Below are 25,726 nucleotides of genomic sequence, written 5' to 3'. Positions count from 1 at the left end.
TCAAAGGTACGTTTGTCTTTTTGCTGAACTAGCAGCTTTTTTAGAGTTTCAGCTTCTTCAGTAATCTCAATTTTGACAACTCTGACCATCTTGACAACCCTGATAACCCACTCGAAAAGGAGCTTCAATCAATTGTGCCACTATTATACCCAACTGGTATTAGAGGCTTTCTTCGGGGGTCACTCGATCAGATTTTTATACCGATAACAATTAATTTCTGTTTTTAGCTCTTAATGCCAGCTTTTTATTCATCACTGCTTTTGTTGGTGCAAATGGAGAAAGCCGAGCTAATATCTGACGGAAAATGCCTCGCTAAAGCGGCGAGTCACCGGCTCAAGTAAGAAAGTGAGAATTGTTTTTTTCCGAGTAACAATTTCTCCAGTTGCAGCCATACCTGGAGTAAAGGCGACTTTTTGATTTTGCACCTGAATTGAATGCTGTTTAAGTTTAATTCGAGTCGGGAACACTAAGCCTAATTCTTGATCGGCAATCGCATTCGGACTCACTTGCACCACTTCACCCTCAACGGTGCCAAATTCCTGAAACGGGAAAGTAGCTATTTTGACTTTTGCCTTCATTCCCTTACGGATAAAGCCAATATCGCGGTTGAGAACTTTGACTTCTACCAACAATTCTTCAGATTCGGGAAGTATAGATAAGAACTCCTCTCTCGCTTGTACAGGCCCTTTGGTTGCTATTGATGCTGTAGACTGTCCCCGTAACCGGAGAGGAAATCGTTTCTACTTCTCGCTGCTTTTTCGCCTCCTCTAACTGACCGGCAACGGTTGTCAGTTCTTCTTTGCGCTTATTAAGTTCAGTTAGGATTTCACTCTGGCGCTCAGACTGTAATCGATCTGCCTGATTGCGAACCGATTAATACGCTTGTTCGGTTTGGCGAATTGTTTGCTCTTGAGCAGCGATATTTTTTTCCAGGGATGTTATTTTGTCCTGTGCTTCCGTCACTTTGTTTTGAACATTCGTAATATTATCTTGGGCTGTGGTGACTTCGGCTTGCGCTCTGACGACTCTCTCTTGTGCGTCAACGTAATATTAATTAGCTAAATGTTTGCTACAGATAGCCCCTCAACAAGGAATTGCCATTTTGTTAAAGAAGTGATATCTTGTACGGTTAACTTATCCAGAATCTTTTTGAGAGAGTCTCTTAACTCATCTAAGTTATCAAACAGTTCCCACTTCATATCTTTCTTGATAGCTTTCCATAATCTTTCTATTGGATTAGCTTGAGGACTATAGGGGGGCTGAAAAAGAATTGCCACATTCTCTGGTATGGCTAAATCATAAGCCTGATGTAAGGGTTCGTTATCTAGCTGAATCACATGAAAGTCTTCCGGGAACTTTTCTGCAAATAGCTCTAAATATTTTTCAAAGCAAATGCTATCCAGATGACAAAATTCATCAAAGAAACTCTCTCCTGTCATCGGCTCTACCAATCCATACAGCCAGAAATAGTCAAAGCACCATTGCTCTATCCCTATCGGCTGCACTCCCTTAAGAGTCAGTTTCCTAGCCCACAGCGTTATCAGCCCCATTCTCGACTCATCTCCACACCAATATCGAGTTTTTCGATATTTTTTTACTATGTCCTCGTAAGGATTCAGTATTTCTTCTATCCTTTGGGCTATTTTTTTTTAAACTCTTCTACTACTCCTTCTTTTTGTTTGGTGTGAACGGGTCCTGGCACCTTTAACTTCCCCTTGAGTCGATATCGCACCAACTTGTGTGCCACTGTGTACCCTACGTCTAGGTCACACATCGCTTTGAGCCATACTTGAATCTCTTTATAACTTGAGAACCCTTGTGGGTCTTTTAATTCTTCTCTTAGTTTGGCTTCTACTAATGCCGGAATCTTTCTAGTTCTTCCGGGACTGGTTTGAATGTTTAATAGTTGTGCTAATCCCCCTGCTCGATATTCGCTCAACCATCGTCAGACCGTTGTTCTATGCCGTCCTATCAATGTTGCTAGATGCTCGACCGTCTCCGCTTGCTTGGTTTTGAGCCAGTAGATTACCTGTACCCTTTGCTGCATTTTTGCTGTCTTCTGCTGAGTCAACAGCTCTCGCAGTGTTTCCACAGATTCTGATATCTCTATCTTCAGTACTCCCGACATAACTGATTATTCTTCAACAACGGCTCCTTAACTATATGTAGCATTATTTTTGCTAATTCATATAGTCGAGTCGCGGGAAAGCACCGGGAATGAGGAGCGTGGTGAGCGCCTTTTCTCTTTTTTCGGCTAAGGCGAGGCTGCTGTTCGCTTTGTTGAGAAGGCTTTTGCTGTTGGCGAGGTTAGTTTCGGCGTTGACGAGGTTGATTTTGGCGTTGGCGAGGTTTTCTTGCAGGCGGGTGAGGCGAACTTTGGCTTCATTGACGACCGCAATTTGGCGATTCGCTTCAGCGATCGCACCAGCTCTTTTTGCTTCAAAATCTTGTAGGCGAGCGGTTAAAAGCTGATCTTGCAAAGCGGTTCCGGCAGTTGCGCCTCCAGTGCGTTCGGCTTGCAGACGCCCTAACTCTTCCCGAATCAGCTGGGTAGATGTGGCGAGGCGGTCAACTTCTGCTTGCGGCAGGTCGGGGTCGCGTTCGATGAGGATATCGCCTTTTTTAATGCGGAGGCAATCAATATCACCGGGAGCCACGGCGACTTCATCCACTTGGCTGTAGTGTGCCCAAGCGATCGCCCCAAATACTAATAAGCTAATGCTTCCTGCCAATAGTCGCGTGTACAGTGGCGGCAGCTCTTGCACTGCTTTACCCAATTCATAAGAGAGGGAATCCTCTGGATTCGCTAGTTGCTGTCTTGTTTGACAAGCTTGAGTAGGTGTTGACGCTAAGGGCGGATCGCATAGAATTCTGACTCAAAGGCTTTGAGCGGGCAGAGAGACACTGATGAATCAATTAATATAGCTTTATTTATCCTGCTTGCGATCGCAGCATTCTTAACAATTTTCCATCTTCAGCCTTGAGAAATATTTTGTTGTTGCCCAATTTTGTGGGGGCTTAAAATCGTTACTATAGCAGTCTTATGATGATCCATTGTGTGAGAAACCAGGCGAATGTTAAATGGATTTAAATTCTCAAATGAGCGTCAGGTTTTAAGTGCAGATTTCGCTAATTCTGTACTGCTAGAATTTGATTCAAGAATAGCCGGAATCTGGTCAGGATTTAGAGGGCTGAGCGATCTACTACAGCAAAAAAGTCTATTTAAAAGTAGCGCGATCGCTGCGGCTTCTACCGTCAGTGAGGTCGGCGGTACAATCGACACCCTCATTCACTATCAGCTAAATGGTCAAATCCAAACCATTGCTCAGTCAGATTCTCAAGCAGTTGCCTTTATGATTCCTTAAAATCACCAAACAAGTTTGAAGCACGGTAACAGCTGCGTGTGGAACATCTGCCTCTAGCGGTGCAAAATTAAGTACCCAGGTAACGGCGCAAGAAAGTCTCTAGGGATTCCATCTTCATTCCAAAAATTGATTCCAAATGCTCAACTTCCTGGGGTGTGCAGAAAAATTCATTATCCAGTAACGTCCGGAGAGTTCCCAAAGCTTTAGAAGCTTGAGGATTCAGCAATCCCAGCGCCCCGCGTAACCCATCAAACACCAATAACGGTGGGTTAATCACGATCGGTTCTTGGTTGAAGATGCGACTGAAAATGCGAGGAATATCTTGGCGCTGGAGGATATCTGGACCTCCCACAGGGAAAATTTGATTCCGGGCACCTTCAACGTTTACGGAGTCTATCGCAATCCTTGCTAAATCATCGGTACTCACAATCGAAGTCCGACTTTTGGGATCGCCGATAAGTAAATAAATCCCAGTATCCCGAAACCGTTCTGCTAGGGGTAAAAGGTTAGAGGCAAAACCTGAAGGACGCAGGATGGTGTAATTGAGTCCGCTGGATTGGAGATACTTTTCTACTTCTCGCTTCGCCTTAAAGGATGGTGCGTCTTCGTACCCGCGATCTGCTCCCAGTACCGAAATGAAAACAAAGTGCTGGACGCCAGCTTCTTTTGCCCGGTCAATGAGTTCAATATTCGCTCGGTAGCCTAACGCTTGAGCATCGCTCTCACCGCCGTGAGCGGCGATGATGTACTGAACGCCTTGGCAAGCTTTTTCGATATCTTTATCGCGCTGCAAATCACCAATAAAAATTTCTGCTCCTCGGTGTTCCAGCTCGCTGTAACGGGATGTCAGGCGGACAAATGCTCGCACCGGCATTTCTCTCTCCCGCAGCAGCCGCACAATTCGGCGTCCGAGTCCGCCTGTAGCTCCAGTTACTAAAAACATGATTTTAAGTTCCTAATCAATTTTGGGTGTGGGATTGATGGTGGAAAATTTAAAATTCTACAATCACGGGAGTATGGTCGCTGGGTTTGGGCAGTTCTCTGGGAGAGCGATCGATGGTGCAGCTGGATGAACGTTCGTAAAGGTCTGGCGTCAAGTAGTGATGGTCAATCCGCCAACCCCAGTTGCGTCGAAACGCTCCGGTTCGATAGTCCCACCAGCTGAAATGTCCTGTTTCTATTGTGAATTTTCTAAAGGCATCTGCCAAACCCAGCTCTAAAATGCTGCTCAAAGCTTGACGCTCTAGATCGGATGCCATAATCCGACCTTTATAACTGAGTGGATCGTGAATATCTCGGTCTTCGGGGGCAATATTGAAATCGCCGCAGATACAGAGGGAACTGGGCTGTTTTTCGAGTAGTGCTTGCAGGTACTCGCGGAGAGTTTTCAGCCAAAGCAGTTTGTATTTGTATTTCTCGCTTCCGACGGCTGAGCCATTGGGCACGTAGAGATTCACGATGCGAATGCCATCGATAACGCCAGTAATGACCCGCTTCTGTTCGTCAAAATCCTCTTTACCCAAAATTGGGGCAAACCCGGTGCTGACATCTTCAAGGGGCGAACGGCTGAAAAGGGCAACCCCGTTATAAGATTTTTGACCGGAAATGTACAGGTGAAGCCCTAGTTCCTCAAAGGGCGATCGCGGAAAATCCTTATCGACCACTTTCGTTTCTTGCAGGCATAGGACATCGACCGGATTATCCTGCAACCACTGCACCACCTGCTCTAAGCGGCTGCGAATCGAATTGACGTTCCAAGTAGCGATTTTCATGGGTCATTCATGATTGGTCATTGGTCATTGTTCATTAGTCATCGGTCATTGACAACCGACTGATGACTAATGACTGATCACTCATGACTCATGACTATTCCCAAATCTTGCAGCTCAAATCGCCAGCCTTTTGTGTGAGACGGAAGTTTTCGCGGTAATCTACTGGACAATCAATCACCGAGGGAACGTCCTGTTCTAGGGCAGTTTTCAATGTCGGAATCAGATCCGCAGCGGATTCAACCCGATACCCCTTCAGCCCCATACTTTCTGCCAATTTGACAAAATCGGGATTGCTAAAGTGGACAAACGCAGATTCGCCAAAGTGATTGTGTTGCTTCCATTCAATCAAGCCATAGCCCCCATCATTAAAGATTAAGGTGACAAAGGCAGTGCCGACGCGAAGGGCAGTTTCTAATTCCTGAGAATTCATCATAAAGCCACCATCACCCGTGACAGCGATGACTTTCTTCTGGGGATAAACTAACTTGGCTGCTAAGGCACCTGGAATGGCGATGCCCATTGCAGCAAAACCATTGGAGATGATGCAGGTATTCGGGCGATCGCAGTGATAGTGACGGGCAATCCACATTTTGTGCGCCCCGACATCTGAAATCAGAATATCTTCTGGCCCCATGACTTGCCGCAAGTCATAAATTATTTTCTGCGGCTTAATGGGAAACCCATCGTCATTGGCATACTCTTCATAATCCGCACGGATATCTGCCCGTAATTGCAAGGCATAAGGATCGGGTTTGCCTTGCCGGTCAGATCGGTCTAAGATTTCCCGTAGCGAGTCGGAAATATCCCCCACAACTTCCACCAGGGGAATATAGCTGCTATCAATTTCTGCTGGCGTATCTCCAATGTGGATAATCGGAATCTCTCCAAGGGGATTCCACTTTTTGGGGGAATATTCAATCAAGTCGTAACCGATTGCAATCACCAGATCCGTTTTGTCAAAAGCACAACTGATGTGGTCTCGCTGTTGCAATCCTACCGACCACAAGGCGAGGGGATGGGTGTAGGGAATGACTCCTTTGCCCATAAAGGTATTCACTACTGGAATATTCAACTTCGTGGCAAATTCGGTCACTGCAACGCTAGCGTCTGCACGAATCGCCCCATTTCCCACCATAATCAAAGGATTTTTTGCTTGGGAAATGGCTTCAGATGCCTGTTCAAGACTGTGGAAGGCAGCAAAGGTTTTTTCCCCACAATTCTTGTGTAGGGGCTTGCCAGCGGCTGTCATTTCGGCAATGTTTTCCGGCAAATCGATGTGAACTGCCCCTGGTTTTTCGCTCTGAGCAATCTTAAACGCTTTGCGGATAATTTCCGGTGTGTTGCTAGGACGAACAATTTGAGCATTCCATTTGGTGACTGGCTCAAACATCGCCACCAAATCCAGGTATTGGTGGGATTCGATGTGCATCCGGTCTGTGCCCACCTGTCCGGTAATTGCCACCAGTGGCGCACCATCCAGGTTAGCATCGGCAACGCCAGTCATCAGGTTGGTGGCACCTGGTCCCAGCGTGGAGAGGCACACTCCGGCTTTTCCGGTCAGGCGTCCGTAGAGATCCGCCATGAAGGCAGCACCTTGTTCGTGACGGGTAGTAATAAATTTAATCGAAGAGGTTTTTAGGGCTTCCAATATGTCTAGATTTTCTTCGCCAGGAAGCCCGAAAATGTATTCGACTCCTTCATTTTCCAGACAGCGGACTAATAGTTCAGCAGTATTCATTTTTCTTACTCCCCTCTGTATGCTCTTGGCATCTATAGTGGTTCGTTTCTTGTGCAACAGGGCCGATCTGTGCGGATCGCCCTGATTAAGTCCTGTACGGTAGCACTGCGGTGCTACCGTACTGAGTTCATCCTCATTCTGCAAGTGGCATGGAATTTAATTCATCATTCATCTTTGATTTGAATGCAGAATGCACCGCCGCTTATTTCACCCACACGGTTTTGATGTTGACAAACTCGTGAATTCCCTCTTTGCTTAACTCGCGTCCGTATCCGGAACGCTTGATACCGCCAAAGGGGAGACGGGGATCGGATTTAACCATGCCGTTAATAAACACGGCACCCGCTTCGAGTTCTTCAATCAAGCGATCGCGTTCTGCCTCTACTTGAGTCCAAGCACTGGCACCCAGTCCAAAGGGCGAGGCATTGGCAAGCGCGATCGCGGCGTTGATATCTGGCACCCGGAATAGCAGCGCTACGGGACCAAAAAATTCCTCCGCTTCTGCTGGGCTACCGGCTGGGATATCTGTCAAAATTGTGGGCAGATAAAAGTTACCCGGACGGTCAGATAATGGCTGTCCACCTGTGAGAACTTTTGCTCCCAGTTTGGCGCTTTCCTGAACTTGCCAATCCAAATCTTTGAGAAGGGATGGGGTTGCCAGGGGTCCTAAGTCGGTTTCCGGATGCATGGGATCGCCGATTTTGAGTGCCTCAAACTTCTCAATCAGACGTTTTTCAAATTGGTCTGCGATCGCATCCACGACAATGAACCGTTTCGCAGCAATACAAGATTGACCGTTATTCAGCATTCTCGCACTCACTGCTGTCGCAATGGCTGCATCCAAATCGGCGCTTTCTAGGACAATATACGGGTCGCTTCCCCCCAATTCCAGGACAGTTTTCTTAATTTGTTTCCCAGCGGTGGCGGCGAGGCTCATCCCGGCGGGTTCGCTTCCGGTCAAGGTCGCCGCTTTCACTCGCTCGTCTGATACAATGCCAGCTACTTTATCTGCCCCCACCAGCAAGGATTGAAAGACACCCTCTGGGAATCCTGCTTTGTGGAAAATTTCCTCTAGTGCCAATGCACACTGAGGCACGTTAGAGGCGTGTTTGAGTAAACCGACATTTCCCGCCATTAGCGCTGGTGCGGCAAAGCGAAACACTTGCCAGAAGGGGAAATTCCAAGGCATGACTGCCAAGATGACGCCTAAAGGCTGATAGCGCACAAAGCTGTGGCTGGCGTCGGTTTGGGCTGGAACATCCGCGAGGAATTCGGGGGCGCGTTCGGCGTAGAAGCGACAGACAAGGGCGCATTTTTCCACTTCTGCGATCGCTGATTTTAAAGTTTTCCCCATTTCTAGGGTCATGATTTTGCCAAAGCGTTGGCGATCGCTCTCTAAAATCTCAGCAGTGGCATTCAGCCATTCTGCCCTTTTTTGCATCGTTGTCTGTCGATACTGTTTAAAACTTGATTGCGCTAGCGCTAGCTTTGTTTCAATCTCTGTATCTGTCAGTGCCTCAAACGTTTGAAGCGTTTCCCCAGTTGCTGGGTTAATCGTGGCTATACCCATTGCTTCAACCTCCAATGCCTAATTAGATCGGGGTAGCCCTCAAATCGTGAAGGCTGATTCACCCCATTCATCAACCCGCGCTTGTCTCAAATGCAAACGCTTCGCCGCACCTAAAACAGCATCCCCTCTTACATCGCATTTGCTTAAAGTTAGTTTCCAGACGCAATTCATCGCGTCTTACGGCTTCGGTTAATGGCGGACTAACTCCGGATGGTGTACTACCGGATGGTGTGCTACGACTACCAGTCTGCTATCTGCCTATTCCCGAAGATTTCTATTCTAGGTTGCCCCCTAGCCTATATTTAGTAAGTGCTAAGCGTACTTACAAGAATTGTATTTTCTTAACAAAATCTTTAGGGTTTTGTAAATTTTATGTACAATAGCAGTGTCGAGGATACTAAGACTCCTACTAACTTGGCTCGTCTCTTCCTCCAGATTGAGCATCGGCTCTCCAACTTAGTAGGTTCTACGCGAGCCAATCCATTGTAAGCGCCTCGCTGCCGCTTAAGGAGTGCCTCGTCCTCTCTTTTGGTGAGGGTGACTGCCAGTCTAGAAATTAGCTGGGATATAGAGGATGGATGATTTGGAACTTTCCCACCGTAACAGTCAGAATTTTTTGAGCAGCAGCAATTCGTGTCTGACTACCAAGTTGCCTCTGGTATTGGCAGTCGATGATGACGAAGACAACTTACTATTGCTTTCTTACGTTCTAGAGCCGCTAAATTGCTCAATCATCACTGCGGTTGACGGTCATACTGCTTTTGAAAAGGCACGAACCGAACAGCCAAGCCTGATTTTGCTAGATATTATGTTACCTGACTTAGATGGTCTTCAAATTGTCCGTCAACTCAGGGAAGATTCTCATACCCGGACGATTCCTGTTATCGCCGTCACGGCACTCGCCAGGCCGGAAGACAGAGAGCGCATTCTTGCAGCAGGCTGCAATGATTACATTAGTAAGCCTTACTTGCTAGAGGATCTTGAAGCTGTAATCCGACGCAACCTCAGATGGAATTTGTCTCAGGTTGCACCCGTAGAATTCAGGATGGATTGCGCGTCTTAGGGATTGCGGCTAAAACCGCAACCGTACTGGTACGACTGGTTTTCAGCGCGGAGTCGATCATCAAATCGATGACAGGAACTTTTACCACTTCCTCAATTAGCTGTTTCAGTGGCAATTGTAGGGCGTGGTTAATACTCGCTCGAACTGTCTCAGCCAGCTTTTGCTGTCCCCTCTGTGCCAAAAGTTTTTCGGGTTGAGTAATGGAATTTTCGATAAGAATCGCAATTTTGTCACCCATAAATTGGCAAGTCACCTTACTAGGCTGGTGCCCTAGATGGGTGTGGTAAAAAGTCCGAATTTCCTGCGAGAGGGTTCGTTCTAAATCACCACAAGTGGATTGGATTGTGTCCTGCATAGCGATCGCTCTCAGGAAAGGTAAATTTTCTCACCTTTTTAATTTGACTTTAACAGCGCCAGCAATTTTCCGGACATCGCCTAAAGATAGATATCCACAACATTCTGAAATTTCAATATTTAGTATCTTGACAAGGTTAATTGTTCAGCGATAAATCCTCAATTAGAGTAGAGCTTGCAAATCCTACTGCGTAGGGATAAAATTCGATTCTCCCAAGTATCCGAAACTGTTTTCAATATATTTGTGATTCTTCGCAACTAACCAAAAAACGCCAAATGTATACAAAAACTTGGTTTTTCAACGTTTTATAGCATAGAAGTGTGTATATATCTAGTGCTTAAAGTCACAATGAATATTAATGTTTAATTTGTGCAGTTTTATTACTAATTTTTTATAGAATCAGGGGACAAGCAACACCACCACTAGCTTGCTTTGTTTTCTGGCGAGATGAGCTTAGGAATATCAACCTAGTGGGGCAACTACGAGCCAATCAATTCCAATCGCCAAAAAATGCCGCTTGGGGAATGCCTCGTAATACCGTTTCACTTTTCCCGCAGCCGATCCCCCAACTCTCTTAAAACAAGGGGCAAGGAGGGAATCACCTGTGTAGTGTCAATCAAGTGAATGGGTATAACTTGGGCAGCCCCTTGGTTGTCCACTTCTGGAGAGGATAGCTTCGTATTTTGATGAGTTCCCCTGAAAAACGCCTAAATCTGCACTGTGTCTCAACATCTGCCTCCCAGGCAAATATTGAATCGCCTCTCATTTTGGTTGTAGAAGATAATGAAGACAACTTGCTGCTGATGAGCGAAGTGCTACTTGCTCTTGACTGCTCATTCATCACGACGAAGGAGGGTCGGGCAGCTTTATTTATGGCGCAGCATTACCAGCCAAAGCTGATTTTGTTGGATATCCTCCTGCCTGACATCCACGGCGTAGAAGTTGTGCGTTGCCTGAAACAGAACCCCGAAACGATGACAATCCCCATCGTTGCGGTGACGGCTTTGGCAAGGGCAGAAGACAGGGAAGGTCTTCTGTTTGCAGGCTGTAGTGACTACATTAGCAAGCCTTATCTCATTGATGAGTTGGAAGCGCTGATTGACCGCTATCTCAATTAATTTAAATCTCTAATTCTAGATTTATAGATTCAGTTATCAATCGAAAACTGGTTGTTTGTTAGTTATAGAGACGGGATACGGCGATCGCACAAGGGTCAAAACTAAGATCAGATACACCCTAAAAACCGACAAAAGGCTGCTGAGTGCAAACCAGAAATATAAATCTATGCTCTGTTAGATGCTTAGCAGAAAATGGGGATTAATTGCGAACTTTAGGGGCGTTTGCTAAGACAGCAATCGTACCAGTACGACCTGTGTCTACTTTGGCATCGCTGAGCAGGTCAATCACAGGTACCCCGACCACTTCCTCAATTAGCGCTTTCACTTGTGGCTCAAGTGCTTTTTCTAAATCTGTCCTTACTTGTTCAGCCAACTCTTCTTGACCACTATTTGCTAGAAGTTGCTCTGGTGCCGTGATGGCATTTTCTAGAATAATGGCAATTTTTTCCTCAAAAATTTGACAGGTAATTTGACTGGGTTGATGCCCCAGTTGATCTCGGTACAAAGCTTGGATGCGTTGCGAAAGAGTTCTTTCTAGTTGCCCGCGCGTAGGAGAGGAGGTGTCCATCGTTTAAAAATTTTCAAATAAGATTCTATCATTAGATAGATGATAAATCTATCTGGTTGCTCTGTCAAAATCTTCAAAAAAAGACTCCCTAAAAGAGAGTTCAATAAAGACAGACGGTTTTTAAAATTACTCCGCTAATTGAGGATAGATGAGAATTTTGTAAGTTTCGGGGGTGGGAGCGATCGCTTGTTCCACCGCAGCCGCTAAATGTTGCAAAGGATAGCGATCGCTAATTAATGCTTCCACATCAATTCGCTGGTTAAATACAATATCTGCTGCCAGGTTTTGTATCCGATAAGAAGAACTATAGCTACCCATTAAATCAATTTCCCGCCGGTAAAGAATATTTGGATTAATCGGGATTTCTACTTCATCGGGAAACTCAGCAAAAAACAAAATTTTACCGCCCCTACGGGTACAATCGAGGGCTTGGAAAAAAGCTTTGTCACTGGGAACGGCAAGCAAAGTCGTATCCACTCCCAAACCGCCGGTAAGGGCTTTAATTTTAGTTGATAAATCTGGGTCGCGGGGATCGAATGCAGCTTCTGCCCCCACACTCAAAGCTTTCTCGATCCGAGAAGGAATTAAGTCAGTCGCGATCGCTCTGGCTCCGAAATACTTCACCAGCATAATAAACATTAGCCCAATTGGGCCAGCACCCGTAATCAAAACAGTTTGACCGGGAGCAACCTGGGCTTTTTTAACTGCTTTTAGACAGCAGTTAGTCGGCTCCACAAAACTCGCTTGCTCAAAGCTGACATTATCCGGAATCGGAATTAATCCGCCGCTGCGGACAATGTGACCGGGCACTTTCACATAATCTGCAAAACCGCCGCCGCTGGGAGTAAATCCAGCCGTGGTCGTGACGTTTTTGTAAACATCGCACATCGAGAAGTTGTCGTTGAGGCAATAGTCGCAGCGCATACAAGGAATATGGTGCATGACCACAACTCGTTGCCCAATCTGCCAGCCAGTCACTTCGCTTCCTACAGAAGTAATTACCCCAGCAGTTTCATGACCAAAGATGCGCGGTGGCTGGTAGAGAGGATAGCGAATTTTCTTGATGTCAGACTGACACAATCCCACAACCTTTACTTGTACCAGGACTTCATCGGGTGCAATTTCCGGCGTCGGCACTTCTTCGTAACTGAGCTGATTGACGCCTCTGAATACTTGTGCTTTCATGCTTTTCCTTAAACGATGGACTTTATACTTTCGATAGCCGATTGTTTATAGCTAATTGTCTATTGTTCGCGATCGATTGTCTATTCTGAAACGGAATTGCTGATGAATGAATTAATAGAAGTAGATGTCTTGGTTGTGGGAGGCGGAACGGGAGGAACCGCAGCTGCGATACAAGCTGCCCGTCGCGGTGCCAAGACAATGCTGGTGAGTGAATTTACCTGGCTGGGGGGAATGCTTACCTCAGCGGGGGTTGCTGCCCCGGATGGTAATGAACTTGCTGCCTTTCAAACGGGGCTTTGGGGTGAGTTTTTAGGGGAATTGCGTTCTCGGCAGATGGGAGGCTTAAACCATAGTTGGGTGAGTCTGTTTAGTTACGATCCCCGGATTGGTGCCCAAATATTTGCTGATTGGGTACGAGAATTGCCAAATCTAGCCTGGGTTGCGGGGCAAGTTCCCTTAGAGGTTTTGCGAACAGGCGATCGCATCCTCGGCGTTCGATTTGCCGATTTCACTGTTCAATCCAAAATCACCCTAGATGGTACCGAACTGGGAGATTTGCTGCCTCTCGCATCTGTGCCATACCGCTGGGGATGGGAATTGCAATCGCAGTTTGGCGAACCCAGCGCCCCTGTTTCTGCCAATGAATTGACTCAGCGATACCCAGTACAGGCTCCCACTTGGGTGGCAATTCTGCAAGATTTCGGTGAGGAAGCAAGTGCGCCAGAAATTCCCCCTCCTCCTTCATCTTTTATCCTTCCTCCTTCATCCTTCCAAGGTAGCTGGGATCGCTACGGTTGGGAGAAGTTTCTCAATTATGGGCGTTTACCCGGAAATCTTTTCATGATCAATTGGCCCCTATGCGGTAATGACTATGGGGAAGGAGTGGGGCGTCTGATAGAGTCGGAGGCGGCGCGGCATCAATTTCTTCAAGAGAGTCTGTGGCACACTCAAAGCTTTGTCCGCTTTATTCAAACTATGCTGGGGCGGCGTTACGGCTTAGCAACTCAAATCTTCCCGTCACGCTTGACTCCCGAATCCAAAACTCAAAACTCTCTCGGTGGAGGTGGTTATGCGCTACACCCTTACTATCGGGAAAGCAGACGCCTTGTGGGACTCGCGACTGTGCGAGAGCAGGATATCTTGCCAGTGACCGGAGGAAGTGTCGCACCAATGCCTGTGGATGCAGATGGGGAGGTGAATGCGATCGCCCTCGGCAACTACCCCAACGACCATCATTACCCCAACTACAATTTCCTTCTGAAACCAAAATCAATTCGCTGGGGTGGACGCTGGACTGGCACTCCTTTTACCCTTCCCTACACTTGCCTGATTCCAGAGTCCGTGGATGGACTACTGGTTTGCGAAAAAAATATCTCTGTCTCCCATATTGCCAACGGTTCCACCCGGTTACAGCCCATTGTCATGAATATTGGGCAGGCAGCAGGGATGGCGGCGGCGCTTTGCGTGCAGCGAAGTTGTCAACCCAGAGATTTACCTGTCCGCGTGCTGCAAGAAGCATTGTTGGAAGAGCGATCGCCAACGGCGATTATCCCTCTGTTCAATTTACCGCGCGATCGCGCCGACTGGCTGCACAGGCAACGGGATTACTTAGATCGTCCTGACACCTATCCCTCTGATGGCAACTGCCCTTACCTCGAACCCCAGATGCCACAGGATTCAAAATATATGAGCGATCCCCCACCCTTCACGAAACAGAGAGATGGAGAACAGGTGGGGGGAAGCCTTGAAAAATTCGCTCCCAACTCGGCACTCTTTCGGGGCATCTTCCATCGCCATGCTGACCAAGATTACACCTTCACTTTAGAGGAGCCAGCTGCTGGGGAAGCCCAAACCTGGATAGCGATCGCCTTGCACCCAGAAGTAGACCAACAACTCCAAATCTGCATCGATCGGCAGCCGCTCTGTGTGTGGGGCTATCTCAATCAATCGGGCAAATGGTTGGTTGTGGAAAAGATTATTGACGCAGCAGCGATCGCACCCATTTTTGACCCTTAGGCATCGTACCTCTAACCCGAAGGAAAAGCAGAAATTGATCGGAACCGACTAAGCTCCAATCGAAAATTTTCCTGGTTAACGATCAAGAACACCGTATCAGGGACTATAACCCTGACACGGACATCTGCTATGCGCCCTTACACCTCTATCATGTTGTTGAGCTTACTATCAATCTCTTCAGTTAATTTCTTGGAGATCCAGTCTGCCTCCGCCAAGCTCCCACCATCCACGTCTTCCGATCTAGCCGTATTGATGAAACCGTGGAATGAACCGTCTCCGGATAAAGGCACCGGACGTCGAGATGCGTTTTCGCCCGAATATATCGCTCCTGTCTAGAATTATCCCCTATTTAGCCAAATTTGGACAAGTCATCGATCGGCTTTTTACCTTGCGGCTGAGAGTAATAAGAATGTATCCTAAGGCAGCAAACCAGTTCCTGACGGGTTTTTGTCGGTATACTTGGGGCACTCTTTGGGGCACTATTTTTCCAATTTTGCCTGTCGCGGGAAATTTATTCCCTGGCAAAAGGTATATATTCGTCCGTCCTTTTCTATAATTAGAGATTATTTACATTTATGCTATCGGGGTGCCTAGAGTTCAGTCGTTTCAGCGAGTGAATTGAACTCACTGCAAATGTGGAAACATTAGCTTTTCACCATTTTCACCAAGGAACCAGAGTTTTGTACCCTTGCGATGCGATCACCCCTGATATGAGCAATGACCTGGATCTGATCAAAATCCTCAGCCCCGGTGCGATGGATCAGATCATGTTTTATCTGGCCTTCAGTGCAATGAGAACTGGCGGGCACCGGCACGGGGCATTCCTGGATGCTGCTGCCACGGCGGCAAAGTGTGCGATTTACATGACTTATTTGGAGCAGGGTCAAAATATCCGGATGACGGGACACCTGCACCATATTGAGCCAAAGCGAGTCAAAGTCATCGTAGAGGAAGTTCGCCAAGCGCTGACTGAAGGAAAACTGCTGAAGATGCTGGGTTCCCAAGAACCTCGGTATTTAATTCAGTTTCCCTATGTTTGGATGGAGCAATTTCCGTGGCAACCAGGGCGATCGCGCATCTATAGCACCAACCTTACCGCTGACGAAAAGCGATACCTTGAGGAAAAACTGCCAAATAATCTGCCGGATGCCCAGCTAATCAACGCCTTTCAGTTTCTGGAATTAATTGAATTTCTCCACAGCCGATCTCAGGAAGACTTGCCCGAAGAACGTCGCATCCCTTTGAGTGAAGCTTTTGCCGAACATATCAAGCGGCGCTTAATCTATTCCGGCACGGTGACACGGATTGATTCTCCTTGGGGATTGCCTTTCTATGCCCTCACCCGCGCTTCCTACTCACCCGCTGAGGACGAAGAACGTACCTATATCATGATTGAGGATACCGCTCGGTACTTCCGACTCATGAAAGATTGGGCAGACCGACAGAGAAATGTGATGCGGATACTAGAGGAACTAGATATTCCAGCGGATCAAATTGAGTCAGCTATGCAAGAACTGGATACGATCATTCGAGATTGGGCAGATAAACATCACCGCGCCGACGGTCTGCCAATACTTCTACAAATGGTTTTTGGCCCCAAAGAAGAATAAAACTGAAGAATAAAACTTAAGTCACATTTTCGTTGAACAGGGTGGGCATTGCCCACCCTGTTTCAGTTAGAAGGTTAACTTCGGTGGATCTATCGTAGGCAAACCTCGAAGGTGCAGATTTAGAAGGCGCAAATCTCCACCAAGCAGATTTGAATTGGGCAAATCTACGGCGTGCAAACCTCCAAAGGGCAATGCTCTACGGAGTTAGCTTTGATCGCGTAAACCTTTTCAAGACCATTCTGCCAGAGGGCAGGATTCATAACTAGGTAATTGCTCCAGCCATTTTGCTGCTAAAGCGAATTTCTTGGATGTACTTCTTAAAATCAAATTTAAGTTTCTTGTTGTAGGGGTAATGCATACATTGCCCCTATCGTTTTATGCTCAATGCGGGGTTCTACAAATAAATTTGAAATGCGTATCGCGGCTCGGTTGATCCACATTTGGATGCCTTTTTAACCGATCATGCAGAAACAAAATCGGGATCATTCGCACACTGCATAGCCATCCAGTTTACTGTAACAATTTTTACAAACTGACTTTGAAATCTTTTATAGGACTAATGAAGAAGATTGTAAAAATAGGCGTTATAAAACTGCATGACAGGCAAAAAGAATCTTATTGTTATCGGCAACGGTATGGTAGGACACAAGTTTCTAGAACTGATGATCGCCAAAGGAGCGGCACAGGAATGGAATTTGATCGCATTTTGCGAAGAGCCTCGCGTTGCTTACGATCGGGTTAATTTGAGTGGCTTCTTTTCAGGCAAGACTGCGGCAGATTTATCATTAGTTCAACCGGGTTTGTACCAAGAAAATGGAATTGAAATCCATATTGGTGATAAGGCAGTTGCGATTAATCGGGGAGAAAAAACAGTTACATCAGCGAATGGGATAACAATTGCTTATGACAAAGTTGTTTTAGCAACGGGTTCTTATCCTTTTGTGCCGCCAATCAAAGGAAATGATGCTAAAGGAAATTTTGTCTACCGGACAATCGATGACCTTGAGGCAATGTTGGCATACGCGAAGAGTTGCCAAACTGGTGTCGTCATTGGGGGTGGTTTATTAGGTTTGGAATGTGCGAATGCTCTCAAAAATATGGGCTTAAAAACCCATGTTGTTGAGTTTGCACCCAGATTAATGCCGCTGCAAATTGATGATATTGGTGGCACCATTCTTCGCAACAAGATAGAAGAACTTGGGGTTTCAATTCATACCAATAAATCCACAACCGAAATTGTCAGCATTGATGGCAAGGTTGCCAAAATGACTTTTGCTGACGGTGAAGAGTTAGAGACAGATATGATTGTCTTTTCTGCGGGAATCCGCCCTCGCGATGAAATCGCGAGAGGATGTGGATTAGCAGTAGGCGATCGCGGCGGTATCATTATCAACGATTCTTGCCAAACTTCCGATCCAAATATTTATGCTATTGGAGAATGCGCCCTCTATCAAAATCGAATTTACGGCTTAGTCGCTCCTGGCTATACAATGGCAAGCGTAGCGGCAGATATTCTGAGCAAAACGGCGACGAGCAGCTTTATCGGCGCGGATATGTCCACCAAACTCAAACTGTTGGGAGTGGATGTTGCCAGTTTCGGGGATGCCTTTGCCAAATCTCCCGGCGCTAAAGAAATTGCCATTACTGATACTATCCAGGGTGTTTACAAAAAACTGGTTTTAAATGAAGATGGGAGCCATCTTTTAGGTGGAATCCTGGTAGGAGATGCTTCAGCTTACGGTACGCTGCTGCAATTTGTGCAGAATGCGATCGCGCTCCCGCCTCATCCAGAAGATTTGCTCATGCCACCCCGCGAAGGTCAGACGGCTAAAGTAGGCATGGGTGTGGAAAGTTTACCAGATACTGCCCAAATTTGTTCTTGCAATAATGTCAGCAAAGAGCAAATTTGTACTGCTATCCAAGAAGGAAAACTCACTGATATTGCCAGTGTCAAGAAATGCACTCAAGCCGGGACAGGTTGCGGCGGTTGCGTGCCACTGGTGACGGATATCCTCAAAGCTGAAATGAAGAAAGCGGGGATAGAAGTAAAAAATCATCTCTGCGAACACTTCGCCTATTCCCGTCAGGAACTTTATCACTTGGTGCGTTCTCAAAAAATCCTGACTTTTGAAGATTTAATTCAAAAACATGGGAAAGGTAAAGGTTGTGAGATTTGTAAGCCTGCGGTCGCCTCTATTCTCGCTTCTACTTGGAACGAGTATATTTTGGAAATGCCTCACGTCGGTTTGCAGGATACCAATGATTATTACTTGGCAAATATTCAGAAGGATGGAACTTATTCAGTAATCCCCAGAGTTCCCGGTGGTGAACTAACACCAGATCAGCTGATTGTGTTGGGACTCGTTGCTAAAGATTTTGGTCTTTACACCAAAATTACAGGTGGACAGCGGATCGATTTATTAGGTGCGAGGGTAGATCAATTACCCCAAATTTGGCAACGACTGATAGATGCTGGATTTGAATCGGGACACGCTTATGGAAAGGCACTTCGCACAGTCAAATCTTGTGTAGGTAGCACTTGGTGTCGCTTTGGAGTGCAGGATTCAACCAGTTTGGCGATTGAGATCGAACTGCGATATCGAGGCTTGCGATCGCCTCACAAATTAAAATCAGCTGTATCCGGTTGTACCCGCGAGTGTGCCGAAGCTCAAAGCAAGGATTTTGGCATTATCGCAACTGAAAATGGCTGGAATTTGTATGTATGTGGCAATGGTGGAATGAAGCCACAACACGCCGTTTTGTTAGCAACAGATATTGACAAGGAAACACTGATTAAATATTTGGATCGGTTCTTGATGTTCTATATTCGCACCGCGAATCGATTAGAACGCACGGCAACTTGGTTCAATAAACTGGAAGGGGGCATTGAATACTTGAAACAGGTCATTGTTGAAGATTCCCTAGGGATTGGTGCTGAATTGGAATTAGAAATGCAGCACCTTGTCAATACCTATCAATGTGAGTGGAAAGCCACAATTGAAGACCCAGAAAAAGTGAAGCGATTCCGTCATTTTGTTAATTCCGACCAGCCCGATCCCAGTTTAATTTATGTAAAGGAACGGGGGCAAAAACATCCAGCTTATGACCATGAGAAGGTTTTGGTTGGTATTTCCGAATAGGCTAATCTCTGCTCTGGTGCATTACCTACAGTTCAAAAAAAGCTGATGTTATTTGAAGTAGGAAAAACCTACACCCGCTATCAAATCCATTCTGCATTTGGTGGAGAACTCCAAACTTATCTTCCTCAGCGTGCGGGAAAGATTGTGTGTGGATGTTTTAAACCTGCTCTAGACTCAAAAGCTCCTGATGAAGTTTTGGTAGAAGATTCACCGAAAGTGAAACAGAAAGCTCAGATGCTCTGCCAACAAGGAGGCGCTATTCCAGTGTTTCTCAAACTACATCGAGCTAGGTGGAAGTACATGGGAATGTTTCGTGTCAAGAAACATTGTGTAGAGCTGGAGGAAATTAAGCGTAAGCAGCAGGAATCCGGCAGAAAGAACATTGCAGCCGTGCTGTATTTGGAACCTGCACTAAGCGAGCTATGCAGTACGGTTCAAATAACAAAATATCGAGTGATTGAGTTAGTTTGAACTGCACCGTGGTGAATTTTTCTAGCTTTTGCTACAGTCATACCCTTAATCAATAGGAAAATAAAATGGTTCAAGCATTACCGATTCGTCAGACAATTGCTACATGGGTTGATATCTGTCCACTGTCAGCGATCGCTCCTAACACAGGAGTTTGTGCTTTAGTTGAAGATAAACAGGTGGCGATTTTCCGCGTGGGACAAGAAACTGATGTATTTGCTTTAGGCAATTACGATCCTTTTAGCAAAGCGTTTGTCTTGTCGCGGGGAATTGTAGGCGATCGCAATGGCATTCCCAAAGTTGCATCCCCCATCTACAAGCAAAATTTTAACTTGCTTACCGGAGAATGTTTAGACGACGAAACCGTAAGCGTTCCTACTTTTCCTGTAAGAGTGGTGGAAGATAAAGTGCAGGTAGCTATTAGCGAATAACTCCTGCTACATTTCATCAAAGAACCCGGTTTCAGGAGAGAAACCGGGTTTTTTAATAGGGATACTATATATACAGCTAATGAAAAGGAGTTCTCCTATGCAGCCTACGATAACTAATGGAGTGCGTTGGACTACCACAGACATAAACCTCTTACCTGAAAACGAAGGCACACGCTATGAGATTATTGATGGAGAGTTGTTTATGACCAGAGCGCCTCACTGGAAGCATCAACGCACCTGCTTCAACATCTGTCGAGAAGTTGATGCTTGGTCTGTGTTTAGTGGTTTAGGGCAAGCAAGCATCACTCCGGGCGTGCTATTCAGCGAATCAGATAACGTCATACCAGATGTGGTATGGGCTAGCAACGAAAGACTAGCTGTGTTGCTAGACGAGGCGGGACATCTGACTGGCGCACCAGAATTAGTGGTGGAGGTGTTATCACCTGGTGTGGAGAATGAACGCCGAGATAGAGAAGCTAAACTCAAGCTTTACGCATCGCGGGGAGTCCAAGAGTATTGGATTGCTGATTGGCGCTTGCAACAAGTTGAAGTCTACCGCCGCGAAAATGCCACGCTGAGATTAGTTGCAACGCTGCGAACTAATGATGAAATTAATTCTCCTCTGTTGCCAGATTTTACCTGTCCTGTGTCTCGGTTTTTTGTGTAGTAAAGGGGCTAGCAGAGGATGTGATCGCCACTAACTGTCTTTACTTTTAGAGAGTTTTTTAAAAGTCTTAAAAGTCTAATAAGTTATTATTTTCCATTCTGAGTGGAGTGAAGCGCAACGCTAAAGGCGCGATCGCTTCCCTCATTTAGTGTTCCCGTCTACGCCTAAAAAATCACATCTAGCCATAGCAAAATTACTGACTGACAACGGGGTAAAGATGCGATCGCACCCCATCTCACTCCATCGGCAAAGTGCGATTGCTCTCAACTGAGTCTAAGCCTTCAGGCTGATGTATAGCGGCAATAAAATTTCAACACTTATGGCATACCTGACAGAAAAAATCTGTAGTTATGAAATCTCATTTGTGCCTTAATAGCTAGAGGAAAAACAATGTTTTCAAATCAACCGAAGCACGTTGATGCCGTTGGCGCTGATAACACTGGCAGTGGGTTTCTCACCCCTGATGCTGGCCCCGATACCGCACGCGCCGATTATTCTGAGGAATCGGATCTGAATGACGCAACTCATGATTATGACAACGTTGATGAACCTGTTCCCGATACCTCTGTTGAGGAGTCTAGGGGTAACGTTGTCGATCGCCAAATGAGAATTATTGGACGCACCTCAGGGTGACATCGCAAGTGTCATTCAAAAAATTAAAATCGGGATGACTGGATTCGAACCAGCGGCCCCTTCGTCCCGAACGAAGTGCGCTACCAAGCTGCGCCACATCCCGTTGTCATAAATGACAAACTAGATCCACGATATCACGCCAAATCCCAAATCACCAACCTACGCCACCAGAAATTAATTCACCGAGTCCGTTGCTTGTTACGATAAACTCTGTATGACTGAGAGTAAAAAGAGTGGGTTGTGGCTGTTAAACCAGATTGGTTGCGCGTCAAAGCGCCTCAGTGGGAGCGGGTCGGTAGTGTTAAAGAAATTTTGCGGGATTTGGCGCTGAATACCGTTTGTGAGGAAGCCTCTTGCCCCAACATCGGCGAGTGTTTCCAAGCCGGTACAGCGACATTTTTAATTATGGGACCAGCCTGCACTCGGGCTTGCCCCTATTGCGATATCGACTTTGAGAAAAAGCCCAAAGCGCTTGACCCTACAGAACCAGAAAACTTGGCGGAGGCAGTTAGGCGACTCCGACTCAATCATGTCGTGATTACCTCCGTGAACCGGGATGATTTGCCGGATGGTGGTGCGTCTCAGTTTGTCCGCTGCATTCAAGCAGTTCGCGCCACCTCACCGAAGACGACAATTGAGGTATTGATTCCTGACTTGTGCGGCAACTGGGGGGCACTCGAAACGATCCTCCAAGCAGCCCCAGAAGTGCTAAACCACAATACAGAAACGGTTCCCAGTCTTTACCGGCGGGTGCGTCCTCAAGGAAATTATCAGCGATCGCTCGAACTACTACACCGAACCCGCGAGTTAGCCCCTTGGGTCTACACAAAATCTGGTTTGATGGTAGGACTGGGAGAAACTGACGCCGAAATTCGGCAAGTAATGCAAGATTTACGAGATGTCGATTGCGATATTTTGACGATTGGGCAATATCTCCAACCCTCCCAAAAGCATTTGAAAGTCGATAGCTTTGTCACACCTGCTCAGTTTGATGCTTGGAGAGAGTGCGGCGAGTCGCTGGGATTTCTCCAAATCGTCTCCTCTCCCCTGACTCGGAGTTCATATCATGCCGAACAGGTGCGGGAATTGATGGAACGCTATCCTCGATTCAAGAGTTATGAGTGACCAGAATTCCTCTAACTCAATCAAAACCGTCCCCTTGCGGGAAGCGAAAGGTCAAAACTCAAAACTCACGATAGCAATTCTTGGATCGGGTGCTTGGGGTACCACCCTTGCCTCTCTCGCATCCCAGGACGGTCATCACGTCCGCGTGTGGTCGCGTCACTCTTCGATGAGCTTAGAGGCGGTTCTAGAAGATGCTGAAATTGTTTTATCAGCTATCTCGATGAAAGGTGTCAGCGAGGTAGCGGCGAATGTAAAAAAAGCGGTCTCTTCTCAGCCAATTTTCGTCACCGCTACCAAAGGGTTAGATCCTGCCACCACCTGCACCCCTTCGCAGATTTGGCAGGCGGCATTTCCGACTCGCCCAGTGGTGGTTTTATCGGGGCCAAATCTTGCTAAAGAAATTCAACAAGGATTGCCAGCCGCTACGGTGGTAGCCAGCCGGGATGCTGCGGCTGCCTCGTCGGTACAAGCGGTGTTTTCTTCTCCCAGTTTTCGGGTTTATACCAATGCTGACCCTTTGGGAGTGGAACTTGGCGGAACGCTAAAGAACGTGATGGCGATCGCTGCTGGTACTTGTGATGGTTTGCAACTGGGAACCAATGCCAAAGCCGCTTTATTAACCCGTGGCTTAACTGAAATCATCCGTATCGGCAACTGCTGGGGGGCGCAACCCGAAACGTTTTATGGATTGTCAGGGCTTGGTGACTTACTCGCCACCTGCAACAGCAGCCTCAGCCGCAATTATCAGGTTGGTTACAAGTTGGCTCAAGGCAAGACGCTTTCGGAAGTTTTAACTGAGCTAGAAGGAACCGCTGAAGGCGTCAACACCGCCTCTGTACTCATTCAACGAGCGGATCGAGAAGAAATTTCAGTTCCGATTTCTTACCAAGTCTACCGCTTGCTTCAAGGGGAAGTCACCCCAATTTCAGCGGTTGAAGCCCTCATGCTAAGAGACAGCAAACCCGAATATACCTAAGTTTTCGCCCCTAAAAACATCTATAGGGAACTCTCAGAGCCAATATTCTTTCTTAACCTTAGGGATTTTTCAGGAAATCCTTCGAGCTGTGATGTAGATTAATTTGACCTTTGACCCAAATCACTACTCTAGAATTGAGCGCTGCCTATACTACCCAAAGATAGAAATCTGAATCCTACTAGAGACAGGTTTTTCTGAAGGTCACATTGTCCCTGCCTGCATACCCATCGATAGCGATGAATTCAGCAAGTTTTATGCAGATAGATGTAACAGAAAGTAACAGAAAGGTCAGCATTCGCTGTTTTGTCCTAGGGGGTGGGAATTCTAGCAATAAGTAGTGAAGTGATTAACTGAAAGATTATTCCGGACGCAATTGAGAGATCCCTATGCCAGCCACTCCTTTTTATGCAGATACAGAGACAGAATTTGACTCCGAGTTGCCAGACGACAACTTTGGGTCTGCCGTGTTGAACGACGATATTCGCCCCCCGGTTGACGATCTTGATAGCCCTGAAATGGAAGGTCTAGATACAGAGTACGGGCGACTTAGCGAGGCATCTCTACGGGCAACTGCCAGCCGTCGTACTACCGATCTGGTTCGGTTATATCTTCAGGAAATTGGTCGGGTTCGGTTGCTGGGGCGAGATGAGGAAGTCTCGGAAGCTCAAAAAGTCCAGCGTCATATGCGGTTGCTGGAGCTGAGAAATAATACTGCCAATCAGGCAGATCCGGTGATTCAGCCCTACGTGCATCTGATTGAAGTACACGATCGTTTAGCATCTCAGCTAGGGCACCGTCCTTCTTTGGAACGCTGGGCGACGGAAGCGGGTATTGAGCTGAGCAACCTGAAGCCCACATTGGCTGCCGGGAAGCGTCGCTGGGCAGAAGTCGCAGGTCTGGCAGTTGAAGAGCTAGAGCGGATTCAGGCAACTGGCATTCACGCCAAAGAACACATGATCAAGGCCAACCTGCGCCTCGTAGTTTCTGTGGCGAAGAAGTATCAAAATCGCGGACTGGAATTGTTGGATTTAGTCCAGGAAGGAACCCTCGGACTAGAACGGGCGGTTGAGAAGTTCGATCCGACCAAAGGTTATCGGTTTAGCACCTATGCTTACTGGTGGATTCGCCAAGGAATTACCAGAGCGATCGCAACTCAAAGTCGCACCATCCGCCTGCCAGTTCACATCACTGAAAAGCTCAACAAAATTAAGAAAGCTCAGCGCAAAATTTCTCAAGAAAAAGGTCGCACGGCAAGTATTGAGGATATCGGCATTGAGTTAGAAATGACACCGGAGCAGGTACGGGAAGTTTTACTCCGGGTTCCTCGCTCTGTCTCCTTAGAAATTAAGGTAGGAAAAGAGAAAGACACGGAACTAGGCGACTTGCTGGAAACAGACAGCATATCTCCCGAAGAAGTGTTGATGCGAGAAGCTTTACACCGAGATTTGCAGCAGTTGCTTGCCGATCTCACCAGCCGTGAGCGAGATGTGATTCGGATGCGGTTTGGCTTAGGAGATGGTCATCCTTATTCCTTGGCAGAAATTGGTCGCGCTCTAGATTTGTCTAGAGAACGAGTTCGTCAAATTGAAGCCAAAGCCTTACAAAAGTTGCGCCAACCCAAGCGTCGCAACCGTGTGCGCGACTATCTGGAGTCCTTGGGCTAAAGAGGGAGTTCTCCCATTTTCACAACTGCTCAAGACTCATTTTTCAAAACCCCCCTTTTTTAAGGGGGGTTTTGAGATTTCAAATATACTTTTAGTCTTGCAACGTCTTATTCTTGCAACAGAGAAATGTTCTAATCCCGTTTCTCTAATTACTTGCAACAGAGCCGACAAACCCCGGCGATGGCAGCGCCGCTATGGTAGTAAAAAGCGGTAAATACTTCACCCAGCAAAGACAACCTATCAAACGAGATCCTACAACTAA

The 25,726-nt window shown here is 46.7% G+C and carries 25 protein-coding genes, 1 tRNA gene and 2 pseudogenes; 15 read left to right on the top strand and 13 right to left on the bottom strand.

The genetic code is table 11. The features are described from left to right. Positions 1 to 287: 287 nt before the first annotated feature. The 5 genes and pseudogenes from H6H02_RS27860 to H6H02_RS09055 all read right to left on the bottom strand — a co-directional run. A pseudogene (locus H6H02_RS27860) lies at positions 288 to 1,047 on the bottom strand (HlyD family efflux transporter periplasmic adaptor subunit); the annotation flags it as partial. 11 nt (positions 1,048 to 1,058) lie between these two features. Continuing rightward, complete coding sequence (locus H6H02_RS09070) at positions 1,059 to 1,631, bottom strand: IS630 family transposase (RefSeq protein WP_347342589.1); 573 nt, start codon at positions 1,629 to 1,631, stop codon at positions 1,059 to 1,061. 8 nt (positions 1,632 to 1,639) lie between these two features. Beyond that, positions 1,640 to 1,939, bottom strand: coding sequence for a hypothetical protein (locus tag H6H02_RS09065; protein ID WP_190816758.1), 300 nt, complete (start codon positions 1,937 to 1,939; stop codon positions 1,640 to 1,642). A gap of 6 nt (positions 1,940 to 1,945) precedes the next feature. After that, a complete protein-coding gene (locus tag H6H02_RS09060) occupies positions 1,946 to 2,128 on the bottom strand; it encodes a hypothetical protein (protein WP_190816756.1) in 183 nt (60 codons plus the stop codon). 52 nt (positions 2,129 to 2,180) lie between these two features. Then, positions 2,181 to 2,765: a hypothetical protein gene (locus H6H02_RS09055; RefSeq protein WP_190816754.1), complete on the bottom strand. Its 585-nt coding sequence runs from the start codon at positions 2,763 to 2,765 to the stop codon at positions 2,181 to 2,183. A gap of 309 nt (positions 2,766 to 3,074) precedes the next feature. Here H6H02_RS09055 and H6H02_RS09050 point away from each other — a divergent pair, with 309 nt between their 5' ends. After that, positions 3,075 to 3,365 (top strand): hypothetical protein, encoded by a 291-nt coding sequence (locus tag H6H02_RS09050; RefSeq protein WP_190816752.1) that lies wholly within the window; start codon positions 3,075 to 3,077, stop codon positions 3,363 to 3,365. A 67-nt stretch (positions 3,366 to 3,432) separates the two neighbouring features. Here the strand turns inward: H6H02_RS09050 and H6H02_RS09045 are convergent, their stop codons facing one another. From H6H02_RS09045 to H6H02_RS09030, 4 genes are all read right to left on the bottom strand, one after another. After that, positions 3,433 to 4,308, bottom strand: a complete 876-nt coding sequence (locus tag H6H02_RS09045) for an SDR family oxidoreductase (protein WP_190816750.1) — start codon at positions 4,306 to 4,308, stop codon at positions 3,433 to 3,435. Positions 4,309 to 4,357: 49 nt separating this feature from the next. Continuing rightward, positions 4,358 to 5,137 (bottom strand): exodeoxyribonuclease III, encoded by a 780-nt coding sequence (gene xth, locus H6H02_RS09040; RefSeq protein WP_190816748.1) that lies wholly within the window; start codon positions 5,135 to 5,137, stop codon positions 4,358 to 4,360. A gap of 94 nt (positions 5,138 to 5,231) precedes the next feature. After that, positions 5,232 to 6,875, bottom strand: coding sequence for an acetolactate synthase large subunit (locus H6H02_RS09035; RefSeq protein WP_190816746.1), 1,644 nt, complete (start codon positions 6,873 to 6,875; stop codon positions 5,232 to 5,234). 202 nt (positions 6,876 to 7,077) lie between these two features. Further along, the gene (locus tag H6H02_RS09030) at positions 7,078 to 8,445 is read right to left on the bottom strand and encodes an NAD-dependent succinate-semialdehyde dehydrogenase (protein ID WP_190816745.1); all 1,368 of its coding nucleotides are present in this window, start codon (positions 8,443 to 8,445) and stop codon (positions 7,078 to 7,080) included. 574 nt (positions 8,446 to 9,019) lie between these two features. Here H6H02_RS09030 and H6H02_RS09025 point away from each other — a divergent pair. After that, positions 9,020 to 9,508 (top strand): response regulator, encoded by a 489-nt coding sequence (locus H6H02_RS09025; RefSeq protein ID WP_190816743.1) that lies wholly within the window; start codon positions 9,020 to 9,022, stop codon positions 9,506 to 9,508. Here H6H02_RS09025 and H6H02_RS09020 read toward each other — a convergent pair. Further along, positions 9,486 to 9,863, bottom strand: coding sequence for a DUF2294 domain-containing protein (locus H6H02_RS09020; protein ID WP_190816740.1), 378 nt, complete (start codon positions 9,861 to 9,863; stop codon positions 9,486 to 9,488). The genes H6H02_RS09025 and H6H02_RS09020 overlap by 23 nt on opposite strands. A 686-nt stretch (positions 9,864 to 10,549) precedes the next feature. On the opposite strand from H6H02_RS09020, the gene H6H02_RS09015 reads away from it, so the two are divergent. Continuing rightward, complete coding sequence (locus tag H6H02_RS09015; protein WP_190816738.1) at positions 10,550 to 10,981, top strand: response regulator; 432 nt, start codon at positions 10,550 to 10,552, stop codon at positions 10,979 to 10,981. A 199-nt stretch (positions 10,982 to 11,180) separates the two neighbouring features. On the opposite strand, the gene H6H02_RS09010 is transcribed toward H6H02_RS09015, so the two are convergent. Both H6H02_RS09010 and H6H02_RS09005 read right to left on the bottom strand, forming a co-directional pair. Next, positions 11,181 to 11,549, bottom strand: coding sequence for a DUF2294 domain-containing protein (locus tag H6H02_RS09010; protein WP_190816736.1), 369 nt, complete (start codon positions 11,547 to 11,549; stop codon positions 11,181 to 11,183). 126 nt (positions 11,550 to 11,675) lie between these two features. After that, the gene (locus tag H6H02_RS09005; RefSeq protein ID WP_190816733.1) at positions 11,676 to 12,734 is read right to left on the bottom strand and encodes a zinc-dependent dehydrogenase; all 1,059 of its coding nucleotides are present in this window, start codon (positions 12,732 to 12,734) and stop codon (positions 11,676 to 11,678) included. Between the two features lie 102 nt (positions 12,735 to 12,836). On the opposite strand from H6H02_RS09005, the gene H6H02_RS09000 reads away from it, so the two are divergent. From H6H02_RS09000 to H6H02_RS08960, 9 genes and pseudogenes are all read left to right on the top strand, one after another. Next, the gene (locus H6H02_RS09000) at positions 12,837 to 14,750 is read left to right on the top strand and encodes an FAD-dependent oxidoreductase (RefSeq protein ID WP_190816731.1); all 1,914 of its coding nucleotides are present in this window, start codon (positions 12,837 to 12,839) and stop codon (positions 14,748 to 14,750) included. A 129-nt stretch (positions 14,751 to 14,879) separates the two neighbouring features. Then, on the top strand, positions 14,880 to 15,086 hold the full coding sequence (locus tag H6H02_RS08995; protein WP_190816729.1) for a hypothetical protein: 207 nt from the start codon (positions 14,880 to 14,882) through the stop codon (positions 15,084 to 15,086). A gap of 374 nt (positions 15,087 to 15,460) precedes the next feature. Next, entirely contained in the window at positions 15,461 to 16,360 is a 900-nt protein-coding gene (hetR, locus tag H6H02_RS08990; RefSeq protein ID WP_190816790.1) for a heterocyst differentiation master regulator HetR, read from the top strand. A gap of 110 nt (positions 16,361 to 16,470) precedes the next feature. Then, positions 16,471 to 16,626 (top strand): annotated as a pseudogene (locus H6H02_RS27585) (pentapeptide repeat-containing protein); the annotation flags it as partial. A 330-nt stretch (positions 16,627 to 16,956) separates the two neighbouring features. Further along, positions 16,957 to 19,500 carry a nitrite reductase large subunit NirB gene (nirB, locus tag H6H02_RS08980; RefSeq protein ID WP_190816727.1) on the top strand — a complete coding sequence of 848 codons (2,544 nt, stop codon included), beginning with the start codon at positions 16,957 to 16,959 and terminating at the stop codon, positions 19,498 to 19,500. Positions 19,501 to 19,545: 45 nt separating this feature from the next. Further along, positions 19,546 to 19,971: a hypothetical protein gene (locus tag H6H02_RS08975; protein ID WP_190816725.1), complete on the top strand. Its 426-nt coding sequence runs from the start codon at positions 19,546 to 19,548 to the stop codon at positions 19,969 to 19,971. A gap of 65 nt (positions 19,972 to 20,036) precedes the next feature. Continuing rightward, positions 20,037 to 20,399 (top strand): nitrite reductase small subunit NirD, encoded by a 363-nt coding sequence (nirD, locus tag H6H02_RS08970; RefSeq protein ID WP_190816723.1) that lies wholly within the window; start codon positions 20,037 to 20,039, stop codon positions 20,397 to 20,399. 97 nt (positions 20,400 to 20,496) lie between these two features. Beyond that, positions 20,497 to 21,066 carry a Uma2 family endonuclease gene (locus H6H02_RS08965; RefSeq protein ID WP_190816721.1) on the top strand — a complete coding sequence of 190 codons (570 nt, stop codon included), beginning with the start codon at positions 20,497 to 20,499 and terminating at the stop codon, positions 21,064 to 21,066. A gap of 390 nt (positions 21,067 to 21,456) precedes the next feature. Then, entirely contained in the window at positions 21,457 to 21,699 is a 243-nt protein-coding gene (locus H6H02_RS08960; RefSeq protein ID WP_190816719.1) for a hypothetical protein, read from the top strand. Positions 21,700 to 21,728: 29 nt separating this feature from the next. Here H6H02_RS08960 and H6H02_RS08955 read toward each other — a convergent pair. Next, a tRNA-Pro gene (locus H6H02_RS08955) sits at positions 21,729 to 21,802 on the bottom strand. Between the two features lie 137 nt (positions 21,803 to 21,939). Between H6H02_RS08955 and lipA the strand changes: the two genes are divergently transcribed. The 3 genes from lipA (at position 21,940) to sigC (ending at position 25,464) form a co-directional block, all read left to right on the top strand. Next, positions 21,940 to 22,824 carry a lipoyl synthase gene (lipA, locus tag H6H02_RS08950; protein WP_190816717.1) on the top strand — a complete coding sequence of 295 codons (885 nt, stop codon included), beginning with the start codon at positions 21,940 to 21,942 and terminating at the stop codon, positions 22,822 to 22,824. Further along, positions 22,817 to 23,800 carry an NAD(P)H-dependent glycerol-3-phosphate dehydrogenase gene (locus tag H6H02_RS08945; RefSeq protein ID WP_190816715.1) on the top strand — a complete coding sequence of 328 codons (984 nt, stop codon included), beginning with the start codon at positions 22,817 to 22,819 and terminating at the stop codon, positions 23,798 to 23,800. The genes lipA and H6H02_RS08945 overlap by 8 nt, the downstream gene beginning before the upstream one ends. Before the next feature lie 386 nt (positions 23,801 to 24,186). Next, a complete protein-coding gene (gene sigC / locus H6H02_RS08940; protein ID WP_190816713.1) occupies positions 24,187 to 25,464 on the top strand; it encodes an RNA polymerase sigma factor SigC in 1,278 nt (425 codons plus the stop codon). The last annotated feature ends 262 nt before the right edge of the window (positions 25,465 to 25,726 follow it).

Origin of the sequence: Coleofasciculus sp. FACHB-1120 (genome assembly GCF_014698845.1) — a bacterium.
Classification (GTDB): domain Bacteria; phylum Cyanobacteriota; class Cyanobacteriia; order Cyanobacteriales; family FACHB-T130; genus FACHB-T130.
Note: the sequence above shows the minus strand (reverse complement) of the source record. Positions and strands in the feature narration are given on the sequence as shown.

Coding starts and splice junctions, on each gene's coding strand:
- H6H02_RS09050 (WP_190816752.1), top strand. CDS start 3,075: ATGTTAAATGGATTTAAATTCTCAAATGAGCGTCAGGTTTTAAGTGCA.
- H6H02_RS09000 (WP_190816731.1), top strand. CDS start 12,837: ATGAATGAATTAATAGAAGTAGATGTCTTGGTTGTGGGAGGCGGAACG.
- H6H02_RS09060 (WP_190816756.1), bottom strand. CDS start 2,128: ATGTCGGGAGTACTGAAGATAGAGATATCAGAATCTGTGGAAACACTG.
- H6H02_RS09020 (WP_190816740.1), bottom strand. CDS start 9,863: ATGCAGGACACAATCCAATCCACTTGTGGTGATTTAGAACGAACCCTC.
- H6H02_RS08995 (WP_190816729.1), top strand. CDS start 14,880: ATGCGCCCTTACACCTCTATCATGTTGTTGAGCTTACTATCAATCTCT.
- H6H02_RS09045 (WP_190816750.1), bottom strand. CDS start 4,308: ATGTTTTTAGTAACTGGAGCTACAGGCGGACTCGGACGCCGAATTGTG.
- H6H02_RS09005 (WP_190816733.1), bottom strand. CDS start 12,734: ATGAAAGCACAAGTATTCAGAGGCGTCAATCAGCTCAGTTACGAAGAA.
- H6H02_RS09025 (WP_190816743.1), top strand. CDS start 9,020: ATGGATGATTTGGAACTTTCCCACCGTAACAGTCAGAATTTTTTGAGC.
- H6H02_RS09010 (WP_190816736.1), bottom strand. CDS start 11,549: ATGGACACCTCCTCTCCTACGCGCGGGCAACTAGAAAGAACTCTTTCG.
- H6H02_RS08975 (WP_190816725.1), top strand. CDS start 19,546: ATGTTATTTGAAGTAGGAAAAACCTACACCCGCTATCAAATCCATTCT.
- xth (WP_190816748.1), bottom strand. CDS start 5,137: ATGAAAATCGCTACTTGGAACGTCAATTCGATTCGCAGCCGCTTAGAG.
- H6H02_RS09030 (WP_190816745.1), bottom strand. CDS start 8,445: ATGGGTATAGCCACGATTAACCCAGCAACTGGGGAAACGCTTCAAACG.
- nirB (WP_190816727.1), top strand. CDS start 16,957: ATGACAGGCAAAAAGAATCTTATTGTTATCGGCAACGGTATGGTAGGA.
- H6H02_RS09015 (WP_190816738.1), top strand. CDS start 10,550: ATGAGTTCCCCTGAAAAACGCCTAAATCTGCACTGTGTCTCAACATCT.
- sigC (WP_190816713.1), top strand. CDS start 24,187: ATGCCAGCCACTCCTTTTTATGCAGATACAGAGACAGAATTTGACTCC.
- H6H02_RS08965 (WP_190816721.1), top strand. CDS start 20,497: ATGCAGCCTACGATAACTAATGGAGTGCGTTGGACTACCACAGACATA.
- nirD (WP_190816723.1), top strand. CDS start 20,037: ATGGTTCAAGCATTACCGATTCGTCAGACAATTGCTACATGGGTTGAT.
- H6H02_RS08945 (WP_190816715.1), top strand. CDS start 22,817: ATGAGTGACCAGAATTCCTCTAACTCAATCAAAACCGTCCCCTTGCGG.
- hetR (WP_190816790.1), top strand. CDS start 15,461: ATGAGCAATGACCTGGATCTGATCAAAATCCTCAGCCCCGGTGCGATG.
- H6H02_RS09035 (WP_190816746.1), bottom strand. CDS start 6,875: ATGAATACTGCTGAACTATTAGTCCGCTGTCTGGAAAATGAAGGAGTC.
- H6H02_RS08960 (WP_190816719.1), top strand. CDS start 21,457: ATGTTTTCAAATCAACCGAAGCACGTTGATGCCGTTGGCGCTGATAAC.